Here is a 12645-nt window from a genome sequence, read left to right on the forward strand (position 1 = left end):
CTAGTGTGGGAGGGGGCTTGCCCCCGATAGCAGTGTGTCAGCCAGCATATGTGTTTCTGATACGCCGCTATCGGGGGCAAGCCCCCTCCCACATTGAGTCCGCGTCACTTCAATTAGCTATCCAACGCTTTATATTTTTCGCGCAGGTGGTTACGGATCCACACCGCCGACAAGTTGAGCGTGGCGATCACCAGCACCAGCAACAGCGCGGTGGCATATACCAGCGGCCTTGCGGCCTCGACGTTGGGGCTCTGGAAGCCGACGTCATAAATATGGAAGCCCAGGTGCATGATCTTCTGGTCAAGGTGCAAGTAAGGGTAGTTGCCGTCCAGCGGCAGCGACGGGGCCAGCTTGACCACGCCCACCAGCATCAGCGGCGCTACTTCACCGGCGGCACGGGCCACGGCGAGGATCATGCCGGTCATCATCGCCGGGCTGGCCATCGGCAGCACGATCTTCCACAGCGTTTCCGCCTTGGTCGCGCCGAGTGCCAGCGAGCCTTCGCGCACAGTGCGAGGAATCCGCGCCAGGCCTTCTTCGGTAGCCACGATCACCACCGGCACCGCCAGCAGCGCCAGGGTCAGCGACGCCCACAACAGGCCCGGCGTGCCGAAGGTCGGGGCCGGCAGGGCTTCGGCGAAGAACAGGCGGTCAACCGAGCCACCCAATACATACACGAAGAAGCCCAGGCCGAACACGCCGTAAACGATGGCCGGTACGCCCGCCAGGTTGTTCACGGCGATGCGGATGATCCGCGTCAGGGCGTTCTGCTTGGCGTATTCACGCAGGTACACCGCCGCCAGCACGCCGAACGGGGTCACGATCATCGCCATGATCAGGGTCATCATCACGGTGCCGAAGATGGCCGGGAAGATCCCGCCTTCGGTGTTGGCTTCCCGTGGGTCGTCGCTGAGGAACTCCCAGACCTTGCTGAAGTAGAAGCCGACCTTGGTCATCGTGCCCATGGCGTTCGGCTGATAGGCGTGGACCACTTTGCCGATGCCGATTTCGACTTCCTTGCCGTTCGCATCGCGGGCAGTCAAGGCGTCGCGGTTGAATTGGGCGTGCAGGTCGGCCAGGCGCGCTTCGATGTCCTGGTAACGGGCATTCAGTTCGGCGCGGCCCGAGTCCATGTCGGCCTGGGCGGCGGCGTCGAGCTTGCCTTCCAGTTCCAGCTTGCGACCGTGCAGACGGATACGTTCAAGACCGGCGTTGATCGCGCCGATGTCGGACTTCTCAAGGGTCTTGAGCTGGGCCGCCAGCTTGTTCACGCGGTCGACCCGAGCCTGCAGCTCCGGCCACGCAGCCTGGCCTTCGGCGATGACCTTGCCATCCTGCTTGACGTTGACCAGGGTGCCGTAGAAGTTGCCCCACTCACGGCGCTCGATGGTCATCAATTCCAGCGGCTTGGTCTGGTTCTTCAGCCATTCGCCGACGATCCATGTGAAGTCGTTGCCATTCAGATCGCGGTTACCGACTTTGATCAGCTCGCGGGTCATGAATTCCGGGCCCACGTCGGGCACGGGCAGGCCAGCGCTTTTCAGGCGCTCGCGCGGCACTTCTTCTTTCTGTACCACTTCGCCGATGACGATATGGTTGGCCTGGCCCGGGACATCGTAGTTGGCCTGGATCAGGTCAGCCGGCCAGAAGTGGCCCAAACCACGCACCGCAATCACAGCCAGCAAACCAAGGGTCATGATGACCGCGATGGACACCGCGCCACCGCTGATCCAGACGCCGGGGGCGCCGCTCTTGAACCATCCATTCAGGGAGTTCTGTTTCACAGACTTCTACCTTTCTTAAAGCGACGAGTATTTCTTGCGCAGACGCTGACGAATCAGCTCGGCGAGGGTGTTCATGATGAAGGTGAACAACAGCAGCACCAGCGCCGAGAGGAACAGCACGCGGTAGTGACTGCCGCCCACTTCCGACTCGGGCATTTCCACCGCGACGTTGGCCGCCAGGGTGCGCAGGCCTTCGAACAGGTTCATCTCCATCACCGGAGTGTTACCGGTGGCCATCAGCACGATCATGGTCTCGCCCACGGCGCGGCCCATGCCGATCATCAGCGCCGAGAAAATCCCCGGGCTGGCGGTCAGGATGACCACGCGGGTCATGGTCTGCCACGGCGTGGCGCCCAGGGCCAAAGAGCCCAGGGTCAGGCCGCGCGGCACGCTGAACACGGCGTCTTCGGCGATGGAGTAGATGTTCGGGATCACCGCGAACCCCATCGCCAGGCCGACGACCAGGGCGTTGCGCTGGTCATAGGTGATGCCCAGGTCATGGGAGATCCACATCCGCATGTCGCCGCCGAAGAACCAGGTTTCCAGGTACGGGCTCATGTACAGCGAGAGCCAGCCCACAAACAGGATCACCGGGATCAGGATCGCGCTTTCCCAGCCATCGGGAACCCGCAGGCGAATGGACTCAGGCAGGCGGCTGAAGATAAAACCGGCCACCAGGATGCCAATCGGCACCAGCATCAGCAGGCTGAAAATCCCCGGTAGATGCCCTTCGACATACGGCGCGAGGAACAGGCCGGCGAAGAAGCCGAGGATCACCGTCGGCATCGCTTCCATCAGCTCGATCACCGGCTTGACCTTGCGGCGCAGGCCCGGCGCCATGAAGTACGCGGTGTAGATCGCTGCGGCAACAGCCAGCGGCGCGGCCAGCAACATGGCGTAGAACGCGGCCTTCAGCGTACCGAAGGTCAGCGGCGCGAGGCTCATCTTGGGTTCGAAATCGGTGTTGGCGGCGGTCGATTGCCAGACGTATTTAGGCTCGTCGTAGTTTTCGTACCAGACCTTGCTCCACAGCGCGCTCCACGACACTTCCGGGTGCGGGTTGTCCAGCAGCAACGGTTGCAGCTTGCCGTCGGCTTCGACGATCACACGGTTGGCCCGTGGCGACAGGCCGAACACGCCCGGGCCATCGACCACCGGGTCCACCAGCAGGGTGCGGTGGGCGGTGCTGTGGAACACGCCGAACTTGCCGGAAGCGTCGAGGGCGGTGAAGCCTTTGCGACGTTCTTCGGCGGTGATTTCAACAATGGGCGCAGTGCCCATCTCGAAGGTGCGGATCTGCTTCAGGCGCTGTTCGCCATCCGGGTCACGGGCCATGAACCACTGGGCCAGGCCGCCCTTGGAGTTACCGACGATCAGCGAGATACCGCCCACCAGTTGGGTGCTGGCGGTGATTTCGGCGTCGCCGTCTTCCAGCAGTTTATAGCGACCGTTGAGGCTCTTGTCGCGCAGGCTGAACACATCCGCCAGGGCACGGCCGTTGATCACGTACAGCCATTGCTGGCGTGGGTCGATGAAGATCGCCTTCACCGGCTCGGTCATCTGCGGCAGCTCGATACGCTTCTGCTCGCTGGTGACTTCGCCGGTCATCATGTTTTCTTCACGGCTCAGGGACAGCACGTTCAAGTGCGAACCGGCCGAACCTGCCACCACCAGCGAGGTGTCGGTGACGTTCAGCGCGACGTGTTCCAGCGGGCGACCGGCGTCATCCAGCACGATCGGCGTTTCGCCGTAAGGGTATTCGATGGCCGGGCTGATGGTCTTCTTGCCGTCCGGGTAGGACACCTTGTAGGTGTGGCGGAACACCAGGGACTGGCCATTGGACAAACCGAGGATCACCAGCGGGCTGCCCGGCTGGTCTTTACCAATCGACACGACGCTGACGCCGGCCGCCAGCGGCAGGTCGATGCGCTTGAGTTCGGCGCCGGTGCCCACGTCGAAGAACAGCGCCTGGCCTTTGTCGGAAACCCGCATGGCGACTTGGTTCTGTTCTTCCAGCGAGATCATCAACGGCTTGCCCGCGTCTTGTATCCACGCCGGTGTCAGCGCGGCTTCCTTGGTCAACGAGGCGCCCTGGAACAAGGGCGCGACCACGTAGGCCAGGAAGAAGAAGATCAGGGTGATAGCGCCGAGGACGGCAAGGCCGCCGATCAACACGTACCAACGGGTCAGGCGATCCTTGAGCGCGCGAATGCGGCGCTTGCGTTGCAACTCAGGCGTATTGAAGTCAATACGCTTGGGGGGAGAAGTCGTCGTCATAGTGGAATTGGCCAGATCATTCATGCGCACACCCTAGCGGTCCTGTATGACAGAAAGATGACAATGCAGTGACGCAAGAAATCCGCCGCATGGCAGAGCCGGCAGCGGACTAAAAATTAGGAGTTTCTGTAGGAGCGAGCTTGCTCGCGAAGAGCGTTAACGATAACGCGCCGCTTCTGAATAAACGCAGTGCTCTATCATCTTTCGCGAGCAAGCCCGCTCCTACAGAACGGCCGGTTTTACCCGGCCCAGCAACTTAGTTGCCTTCTTTCAGACCCAGGTCAGCCAGTGCCTTGGCGGCAACTTTGGCTGGCAGTGGGATGTAGCCGTCCTTGACCACAACTTCCTGGCCCTGCTTGGACAGAACCAGCTTCACGAACTCGGCTTCCAGCGGTGCCAGCGGCTTGTTCGGGGCTTTGTTGACGTAAACGTAGAGGAAACGCGACAGCGGGTATTTGCCGTTCAGGGCGTTTTCTTCGCTGTCTTCGATGAAGTCAGTGCTGCCTTTCTTGGCCAGGGCCACGGTCTTCACGCTGGCGGTCTTGTAGCCGATGCCCGAGTAACCGATGCCGTTCAGCGAGGAGCTGATCGACTGCACGACCGAAGCCGAGCCTGGTTGTTCGTTCACGTTAGGCTTGTAGTCGCCTTTGCACAGGGCTTCTTCCTTGAAGTAGCCGTAGGTGCCGGATACCGAGTTACGACCGAACAGTTGCACTGGCTTGTTGGCCAGGTCGCCGGTCACACCCAGGTCGCCCCAGGTTTTGACGTCGGCTTTGGCACCGCACAGGCGAGTCGAGGAGAAGATCGCGTCGACTTGTTCCATGGTCAGGTGCTTGATCGGGTTGTCCTTGTGTACGAACACGGCCAGGGCATCCACGGCAACCGGGATAGCAGTTGGCTTGTAGCCGTACTTCTGCTCGAAGGCCGCCAGTTCGGTGTCCTTCATCTTGCGGCTCATCGGGCCCAGGTTGGAGGTGCCTTCAGTCAGCGCAGGTGGCGCAGTGGCAGAACCAGCAGCTTGAATCTGGATGTTGACGTTCGGGTATTCCTTTTTGTAACCCTCGGCCCACAGGGTCATCAGGTTAGCCAGGGTATCGGAACCGACGCTGGACAAGTTGCCCGACACACCAGTGGTCTTCGTGTAAGCCGGAATAGCCGGGTCAACACCAGCGGCCACCGCGTGGGCAGTCGCAACGCCAGCAGCGACAAAAGTCATTGCCGCCATCAAACGCTTCAGTTTCATGCCTTACTCCTAGCAGATAGGGATAGTTGGATCGGGGCCAAGTATTGATAGGCCGTGTGAACACTCTATGTCTGGAATATGACAATTAGATGAAAGGCCAGTATTGGGGGAAAAAGCGGCCAGAAGCGGCAAGTGCCGAAAAAACGGGGGTGGCGAGGACGTCGGGGCGGTTGAAACGATGATTCGGAAACACTCTGTAATTTATGATCGTTCCTACGCAACTGCGTAGGAACGATCTTCAGATAGCTGATTACCTGCCGCGCTTCCACAGATACCCACCCACCCCCATCCCCATCACGCACAGGACGGCAACGTAGTAGGCCGGGCCCATCGGGCTTTCTTTCATCAGCAGCGACACCGCCAACGGCGTCAGCCCGCCGAACACGGCGTAGGCCACGTTGTAGGAGAACGACAACCCGCTGAAGCGCACCACCGGTGGGAAAGCTTTCACCATCACGTAGGGCACCACGCCGATGGTGCCGACAAACAGGCCGGTCAGGGCGTACAGCGGGAACAGCCAGTCAGGGTGGTCCAGCAGGCTGTGATACAGCGTCCAGGAGGTCGCCAGCAACAGTGCGCAACCGACCACCAGTATGCGGCCGGCACCGAAGCGGTCGGCCAGGGCGCCGGAGGCAATGCAGCCCAGGCTCAGGGTCACGATGGCCAGGCTGTTGGCTTGCAGCGCAACGGTCGGGCTGAAGTGGTAGAGGGTCTGCAGCACGGTCGGGGTCATCAGGATGACGACTACCACGCCGGCTGACAGCAGCCAGGTCAGTAGCATCGACAGCACGATGGCGCCACGGTGGTCGCGCAGTACCGCGCGCAGCGGCAGTTCGGCGGCCAGAGCCTTGCGTTGCTGCATCTCGGCGAAGATCGGCGTTTCATGCAGCCAGCGGCGCAAGTACACCGACAGCAGGCCGAACACACCGCCGAGCAGGAACGGGATACGCCAGGCGTAATCGGAGACCTGCTCCGGGCTGTAGAGCGTGTTGATGGCGGTGGCCACCAGCGAACCCAACAGGATGCCGGCGGTGAGGCCGCTGGTCAGGGTGCCGCAGGCGTAGCCGATGTGGCGTGGCGGAACATGTTCGGAGACGAACACCCAGGCGCCCGGGACTTCGCCGCCGATCGCCGCGCCCTGGATCACGCGCATCAACAGCAACAGGATCGGCGCCCACAGGCCGATCTGCGCGTAGGTCGGCAGCAGGCCCATGATCAGGGTCGGCACGGCCATCATGAAGATGCTCAGGGTGAACATTTTCTTGCGCCCCAGCAGGTCACCGAAGTGCGCCATGATGATGCCGCCCAGGGGCCGCGCCAGGTAACCGGCGGCGAAGATGCCGAAGGTCTGCATCATGCGCAGCCACTCGGGCATGTCGGCGGGGAAGAACAGTTTTCCGACCACGGTGGCGAAAAACACGAAGATGATGAAGTCGTAGAACTCCAGCGCCCCGCCCAAGGCAGACAGCGACAGGGTTTTGTAGTCGTTGCGGGTCAGCGGGCGCGACGGTTGCGCACTGCTTGCGGGCACGGAGGACATGGCAAGGCTTCTCTTATAGTAATCAGCGTAATAAAGACGGCACGCCCTGGACTTGCGGCGGTCTGGCAAGATAGCAAATCGCCGGAAAAAGCACAGCGTCGAACGGTTGATAGCGCAGCGCGGTGAACTATTCACGGCGTAGGGAGTCGGTCAACCAGGGCAGGAGAACAGTTGCCGGAAAAAGCTCCGTTACAGCGTCTATTTACCGACCAAATGAGCGCCGAGAGGTCGTCGCGACGCCAGCGTCTCGATATACTCGGCCCTTGCAAGCGCCAGACCCGCAGTCTTGAGGGGCTGCTGTGCCAAAACGCCGTTGGGTGCCATCCAGCCGGTTTGGCAGAGTTTCCCTTTAGTACGCCTTACGAGAAACACAGCTCGCGTCGTGCGTTGGTGCTGAAATGTTTTTCTACAAGACGGCTATCCATTTGAAACACCCATGAAGCGTCACGGCTCAGAGGCACCCTCGGCATGATCGAACTCGAACAAGAAGATCCCATCCCACAAGGCGATCTCGCCCTGCAAATCACCGCACTTCCGCGTGAAACCAACGGTTTCGGCGATATCTTCGGCGGCTGGCTGGTCTCGCAGATGGACCTGGCCGGTACGGCCATGGCCAGCAAGGTCGCAGGCGGGCGTGTCGCCACCGTGGCCATTGATCGCATGGCGTTCCTGGTGCCGGTGGCCGTGGGCGCGCAATTGTCCTTCTATACCCAGGCCCTGGAAATCGGCCGCAGCTCGATCCAGATGATGGTCGAAGTGTGGAGCGACGACCCGCTGTCCAGCGAATGGCGCAAGGTCACCGAGGCGGTGTTCGTGTTCGTCGCCATCGATGGCAGCGGCCGCACCCGTTCGGTACCGTCGCGAGCGCGTTAAACCTCGCCGGGTTTTGACGGTCAATTGCCCCATTGCCTGCTATTAAGAGTGCTTTGTTATGCCGACGCCCCACGTTGAATCCGTGAAAATCGACGAGCTGGACTGCTGGCGCATCCGCCACAACGGCGCCGAGCTGATGGTGGCCCAACAGGGCGCGCACCTCTTCAGTTACCAACGCGCAGGCGAACAGCCGCTGATCTGGCCGAACAAGGCAGCCGTCTTCAAGGCCGGCAAAGGCATCCGCACCGGCGTACCGGTGTGCTGGCCGTGGTTCGGCGTGTTCGATCGCAACCCGCACAGCGTGCAGGCCATGCGCCAGAGCGACCAGCCCGCGGGCGCCCACGGTTTCGTGCGTACTGCACTCTGGGAATTGGCTGCCACCGAACTCGAAGGCGACACCCTGCGCGTCGACCTGGTGCTCCCCGTACCCGCGGGCGGCTTCCCCGGCTGGCCGCATCAGGTCGACCTGAAGCTGAGCCTGCGCCTGGACGATCACCTGCACATCGGCCTGACCAGTCATAACCGTGGCACCGACACCGTGACCCTCAGCCAGGCATTGCACACCTACTTCGCCGTGAGCGATGTGCGCAACGTGCAGGTCGAGGGCCTGGACGGGCTTGCGTATATCGATACCGCTGACGGCTGGGCCACCCGGCAACAGGCTGGGCCGCTGCACTTCGGCGCCGAGACCGACCGCATCTACCTCGACACCCCCGCGCAGTTGCACATCGTCGATAACGACTGGCAGCGGCGCGTCCGGCTCAGCAGCGAAGGCTCCCACTCGACCGTGATCTGGAACCCCTGGACCGAACGTGCCAAAGCCTTCGACGACATGGCCGACGACGGCTGGCAGGGCATGCTGTGCATCGAGACGGCGAATGTGCTGGATGACGTGGTGGCGCTGGCGCCGGGCGAAAGCCACACCTTGGGCGTGAGCATCACCAGTAGCGCTTTGTAAACCCAATCAAAATGTGGGAGGGGGTGTTGCTCCCGATAGCAGGGGGTCAGTCAGCACATTTGTGACTGATAGACCGCTATCGGGAGCAAGCTCCCTCCCACATTGGTCGGTGTTGTGGTTTAGAGATCCGACTCCTTCACCACCCGCACCTTGCCCGCATCCAGCGCATACGCCGCATCGGCCAGGTCGTTATTGACCGTCTCCACCTTCAACGTGCCCGTGACCCACAGCGGCGTGTAGATATCATCCAGCTTCAACCCCTTGGGGTAACGCACCAGCACCAATTGGTTCGGCGGCGGTGGCGGCACGTGGATGCACGCGCCTGGGTACGGCACCAGGAAAAACAGGGTGCTGCGGCCCTTGGCGTCGGTTTCCAAGGGCACCGGGTAACCGCCGATGCGGATGTTCTTGCCGTTCATGGCGGCCACGGTCTTGGTGGAATACATCACCGCCGGCAACCCTTTGCTCTGCTTCAAGCCACCTTTGTCGGTAAAGGTGCCCTGGGCTTCGGGGGAGTTGTGGTCGATTTCCGGCATTTGTTCGAGGGCTTTCTGGTCCGACAGCGGCATCAGGTCGAGCCAGTCGGTTTCCGGCAGTTCGCCAGCATGAGCCAGGCCTGGGCCCAGCAGGAGAAACATCAAGAGGAGACGGCGCATGGAGGAGCTCGACAAGGTAAACAGTGCCGGCATTCTAGCCCTCTGCGCCTGCGCAGCGCAGAGGACTTTGTCGCTCGATTACTTCTTTTTGATCAGGCCGTAGATCACCAGCAGCACAATGGCGCCCAACAATGCGCCGATGAAGCCAGCGCCCTGGCCTGCCTGGTAGATACCCAGTGCCTGACCGCCGTAGGTGGCGGCAAGGGAGCCAGCGATACCCAGCAGGATGGTCATGATCCAGCCCATGCTGTCGTCGCCGGGCTTGAGGAAACGCGCCAGCAGGCCGACGATCAGGCCGATAAAGATGGTTCCGATGATACCCATGGCATTTCCCTCTGATTGAATGTGAGTCATGAAAAAGCCTAGCCAGGCTTTATCATCCTGCAATCAGAGAGACGGCGGCCGCCAATGGTTCCCGCCGTTCCCGGGATTATTGCTCGGCGATCAACGCTTCGACCTTGAGGATCTGCGCTTGCAGCGTCGCGCGGTCCTGGCAACGCAGGTTGGCGTGGCCGACCTTGCGCCCGGTCTTGAAAGCCTTGCCGTAGTGATGCAGGTGGCAGTCGTCGATGGCGATGACTTTTTCAACCGGCGGGACCACGCCGATGAAGTTGAGCATGGCGCTCTCGCCCACCTTGGCTGTGGAGCCCAGCGGTAAGCCCGCCACCGCGCGCAGGTGGTTCTCGAACTGGCTGCACTCGGCGCCTTCGGTGGTCCAGTGCCCGGAGTTGTGGACGCGCGGGGCGATTTCGTTGGCCTTCAGGCCACCGTCGACTTCAAAGAACTCGAACGCCATCACGCCGACATATTCCAGCTGCTTGAGCACACGGCTGGAATAGTCTTCGGCCAGGGCCTGCAACGGATGGTCGGTGCTGGCCACGGACAGTTTGAGAATGCCGTTGTCGTGGGTGTTGTGGACCAACGGGTAGAAGCGGGTCTCGCCATCGCGGGCACGCACGGCGATCAGCGAAACTTCGCCGGTGAACGGCACGAAGCCTTCCAACAGGCAGGCCACGCTGCCCAGTTCGGCGAAAGTGCCGACCACATCGGCAGCGGTGCGCAGGACTTTCTGGCCCTTGCCGTCGTAACCCAGGGTGCGGGTTTTCAGCACGGCCGGCAGGCCGATGCTGGCAACGGCGGCGTCCAGGTCCGCCTGGGACTGGATATCGGCGAAGGCCGGGGTCGGAATGCCCAGGTCCTTGAACATGCTCTTCTCGAACCAGCGATCACGGGCGATGCGCAAGGCTTCGGCGCTCGGGTAGACCGGCACGAACTGCGAGAGGAAGGCCACGGTTTCGGCCGGGACGCTTTCGAACTCGAAGGTCACCAGGTCGACTTCTTCGGCCAGTTGGCGCAGGTGGTCCGGGTCGCTGTAGTCAGCGCGCAGGTGTTCACCCAACGCGGCCGCACAGGCATCCGGCGCCGGGTCCAGGAAAGCGAAGTTCATCCCCAGCGGCGTTCCCGCCAGGGCCAGCATGCGACCCAGTTGGCCGCCACCGATTACACCGATTTTCATCGTCAACAACCTCAGGCGATACGTGGGTCTGGATTGTCCAGCACGCTGTCTGTCTGCTCAGCACGGAATTTTTTCAGCATCGCGTGGAACTGCGGGTGCTTGGCGCCCAGGATGCTGGCGGACAGCAAGGCGGCGTTGATTGCGCCGGCCTTGCCGATCGCCAGGGTCGCCACCGGGATACCGGCCGGCATCTGCACGATGGACAACAGCGAATCCACGCCCGAGAGCATCGACGACTGCACCGGCACGCCGAGTACCGGCAGGTGGGTCTTGGCCGCACACATGCCTGGCAGGTGCGCTGCACCGCCGGCACCGGCGATGATCACCTCGATGCCACGGGATTCTGCTTCATCGGCATACTGGAACAGCAAATCCGGGGTGCGGTGGGCAGAGACCACTTTCACTTCATACGGAATGCCGAGTTTTTCCAGCATATCGGCGGTGTGGCTAAGGGTGGACCAATCGGACTTGGAGCCCATGATCACGCCAACCAATGCACTCATCGTCGTGCCTCTTCTCTCTGGGCGCCCGCAGGCGCGTCAAAAAACAACAAGCCACGCGGGAAATCCGGCGTGGCTTGGTGTACGAAATTTGGCCGGTTGGACCGGCCGAAGGCCGCGCAGTATACCGTAATAACGCAGATAAACAGCCCCTGGAATGACCATCTGTCTAGCGGCGCAAACCGGCGGTTTTATTGACTTAAGAGTCAGCGAAAACCCCACAAAACCCCTTCCACAGTTAAGCGGTGCTGGACTCACGTATTCTGCGCGGCACCACCTTCCAGCTTGCGCCACAACAACCGCACGTTTGCCTTACGCACCAAGGCACAGCGGTACAAACGAATCTCCAACGGCACATGCCACTGCGGACCGCCGCAGACCACCAACTCACCCCGAGCCAACTCGGCACGCACGCTCAGTTGCGGCACCCAGGCGATGCCCAGGCCTTCCAGGGCCATGCTTTTGAGGCTGTCGGCCATCGCGGTTTCGTAAACCGTGGTGAAGCGCAGGGCACGTTGGCGCAACAGCAGGTTCACCGAACGCCCCAGAAATGCCCCGGCGCTGTAGGCCAGCAGCGGCACACTGCCTTCACCTTCCAGGTCGAACAGTGGCTTGCCCTCGGCATCGGCGGCGCACACCGGGAGCATTTCGGTATTGCCCAGGTGCAGTGACGGGAAGATCTCCGGGTCCATCTGCATCGCCGCGTCGGGGTCGTAGAACGCCAGCATCAAATCGCAGCCGCCTTCGCGCAGGGCATGCACGGCATCACCGACGTTGGTGGCGACCAGCCGGGTGGCAATGTTCAGGCCTTCGTTGCGCAACTGCGCGATCCAGCGCGGGAAGAAGCCCAGCGCCAGGGAGTGGGCCGCCGCCACTTGCATGACTTCGCCCTGCCCGCCTTCCAGATGGTGCAAATGGCGCAGTACTTCACCGAGCTGCTCGACCACCGTGCGTGCGGTCACCAGGAATAACTGCCCCGCCGCCGTCAATTCCACCGGCGTGCGCGAGCGGTTGACCAGGGTCAGGCCCAGCGCGGCTTCGAGGCTGCGGATACGTCGACTGAACGCCGGCTGGGTGACAAAGCGCCGCTCAGCAGCCTGGGAAAAGCTGCGCGTCGCCGCCAGGGCGCTGAAGTCTTCCAGCCATTTGCTCTCAAGGTTCATCAGTTCCTCCCACGGGTATGCACCATTTTGGCACACACGCCCGCCATGATAGCCGGGTCACACGCCTATTATGCCGTTTGTGCATAGGCCAGTGTTTAACAGCATTGGCCCAAAAACTTCCACAAGCCTAGCATT

The 12645-nt window shown here is 61.8% G+C and carries 11 protein-coding genes; 2 read left to right on the forward strand and 9 right to left on the reverse strand.

Annotated elements, in window-relative coordinates:
• Nucleotides 1-113: 113 nt before the first annotated feature.
• The 4 genes from pstA to RGV59_RS05300 form a co-directional block, all read right to left on the reverse strand.
• A complete protein-coding gene (gene pstA, locus RGV59_RS05285) occupies nt 114-1784 on the reverse strand; it encodes a phosphate ABC transporter permease PstA (RefSeq protein WP_017850002.1) in 1671 nt (556 codons plus the stop codon).
• A 15-nt stretch (nt 1785-1799) separates the two neighbouring features.
• Nucleotides 1800-3833, reverse strand: a complete 2034-nt coding sequence (locus RGV59_RS05290) for an ABC transporter permease subunit (RefSeq protein WP_185833596.1) — start codon at nt 3831-3833, stop codon at nt 1800-1802.
• Between the two features lie 484 nt (nt 3834-4317).
• Nucleotides 4318-5304 carry a phosphate ABC transporter substrate-binding protein PstS gene (locus RGV59_RS05295; protein WP_017850004.1) on the reverse strand — a complete coding sequence of 329 codons (987 nt, stop codon included), beginning with the start codon at nt 5302-5304 and terminating at the stop codon, nt 4318-4320.
• A 250-nt stretch (nt 5305-5554) separates the two neighbouring features.
• On the reverse strand, nt 5555-6844 hold the full coding sequence (locus RGV59_RS05300) for an MFS transporter (RefSeq protein ID WP_017850005.1): 1290 nt from the start codon (nt 6842-6844) through the stop codon (nt 5555-5557).
• A 468-nt stretch (nt 6845-7312) separates the two neighbouring features.
• On the opposite strand from RGV59_RS05300, the gene RGV59_RS05305 reads away from it, so the two are divergent.
• Both RGV59_RS05305 and RGV59_RS05310 read left to right on the forward strand, forming a co-directional pair.
• Nucleotides 7313-7717 (forward strand): acyl-CoA thioesterase, encoded by a 405-nt coding sequence (locus tag RGV59_RS05305; protein ID WP_010566936.1) that lies wholly within the window; start codon nt 7313-7315, stop codon nt 7715-7717.
• A gap of 58 nt (nt 7718-7775) precedes the next feature.
• Nucleotides 7776-8675, forward strand: coding sequence for a D-hexose-6-phosphate mutarotase (locus RGV59_RS05310; protein WP_104904229.1), 900 nt, complete (start codon nt 7776-7778; stop codon nt 8673-8675).
• Between the two features lie 119 nt (nt 8676-8794).
• On the opposite strand, the gene RGV59_RS05315 is transcribed toward RGV59_RS05310, so the two are convergent.
• The 5 genes from RGV59_RS05315 to RGV59_RS05335 all read right to left on the reverse strand — a co-directional run bounded on the left by RGV59_RS05315 (nt 8795) and on the right by RGV59_RS05335 (nt 12510).
• Nucleotides 8795-9331, reverse strand: coding sequence for a DUF3299 domain-containing protein (locus RGV59_RS05315; protein WP_017850007.1), 537 nt, complete (start codon nt 9329-9331; stop codon nt 8795-8797).
• A gap of 78 nt (nt 9332-9409) precedes the next feature.
• Nucleotides 9410-9655 carry a GlsB/YeaQ/YmgE family stress response membrane protein gene (locus RGV59_RS05320; RefSeq protein ID WP_126586269.1) on the reverse strand — a complete coding sequence of 82 codons (246 nt, stop codon included), beginning with the start codon at nt 9653-9655 and terminating at the stop codon, nt 9410-9412.
• A gap of 106 nt (nt 9656-9761) precedes the next feature.
• Nucleotides 9762-10847: a 5-(carboxyamino)imidazole ribonucleotide synthase gene (locus RGV59_RS05325; RefSeq protein WP_046381615.1), complete on the reverse strand. Its 1086-nt coding sequence runs from the start codon at nt 10845-10847 to the stop codon at nt 9762-9764.
• 11 nt (nt 10848-10858) lie between these two features.
• A complete protein-coding gene (gene purE / locus RGV59_RS05330) occupies nt 10859-11350 on the reverse strand; it encodes a 5-(carboxyamino)imidazole ribonucleotide mutase (protein ID WP_017850010.1) in 492 nt (163 codons plus the stop codon).
• 251 nt (nt 11351-11601) lie between these two features.
• Nucleotides 11602-12510, reverse strand: a complete 909-nt coding sequence (locus RGV59_RS05335) for a LysR substrate-binding domain-containing protein (protein WP_017850011.1) — start codon at nt 12508-12510, stop codon at nt 11602-11604.
• Nucleotides 12511-12645: the final 135 nt, after the last annotated feature.

Origin of the sequence: Pseudomonas sp. FG1, from assembly GCF_034313875.1 — a bacterium.
Lineage (GTDB): Bacteria > Pseudomonadota > Gammaproteobacteria > Pseudomonadales > Pseudomonadaceae > Aquipseudomonas > Aquipseudomonas veronii.

What these genes read in the sequence shown, in the direction of transcription:
- RGV59_RS05295 (WP_017850004.1), bottom strand. Translation starts at nt 5,304, where the DNA reads ATGAAACTGAAGCGTTTGATGGCGGCAATGACTTTTGTCGCTGCTGGC.
- RGV59_RS05300 (WP_017850005.1), bottom strand. Translation starts at nt 6,844, where the DNA reads ATGTCCTCCGTGCCCGCAAGCAGTGCGCAACCGTCGCGCCCGCTGACC.
- RGV59_RS05305 (WP_010566936.1), top strand. Translation starts at nt 7,313, where the DNA reads ATGATCGAACTCGAACAAGAAGATCCCATCCCACAAGGCGATCTCGCC.
- RGV59_RS05310 (WP_104904229.1), top strand. Translation starts at nt 7,776, where the DNA reads ATGCCGACGCCCCACGTTGAATCCGTGAAAATCGACGAGCTGGACTGC.
- RGV59_RS05315 (WP_017850007.1), bottom strand. Translation starts at nt 9,331, where the DNA reads ATGCGCCGTCTCCTCTTGATGTTTCTCCTGCTGGGCCCAGGCCTGGCT.
- RGV59_RS05320 (WP_126586269.1), bottom strand. Translation starts at nt 9,655, where the DNA reads ATGGGTATCATCGGAACCATCTTTATCGGCCTGATCGTCGGCCTGCTG.
- RGV59_RS05325 (WP_046381615.1), bottom strand. Translation starts at nt 10,847, where the DNA reads ATGAAAATCGGTGTAATCGGTGGCGGCCAACTGGGTCGCATGCTGGCC.
- purE (WP_017850010.1), bottom strand. Translation starts at nt 11,350, where the DNA reads ATGAGTGCATTGGTTGGCGTGATCATGGGCTCCAAGTCCGATTGGTCC.
- RGV59_RS05335 (WP_017850011.1), bottom strand. Translation starts at nt 12,510, where the DNA reads ATGAACCTTGAGAGCAAATGGCTGGAAGACTTCAGCGCCCTGGCGGCG.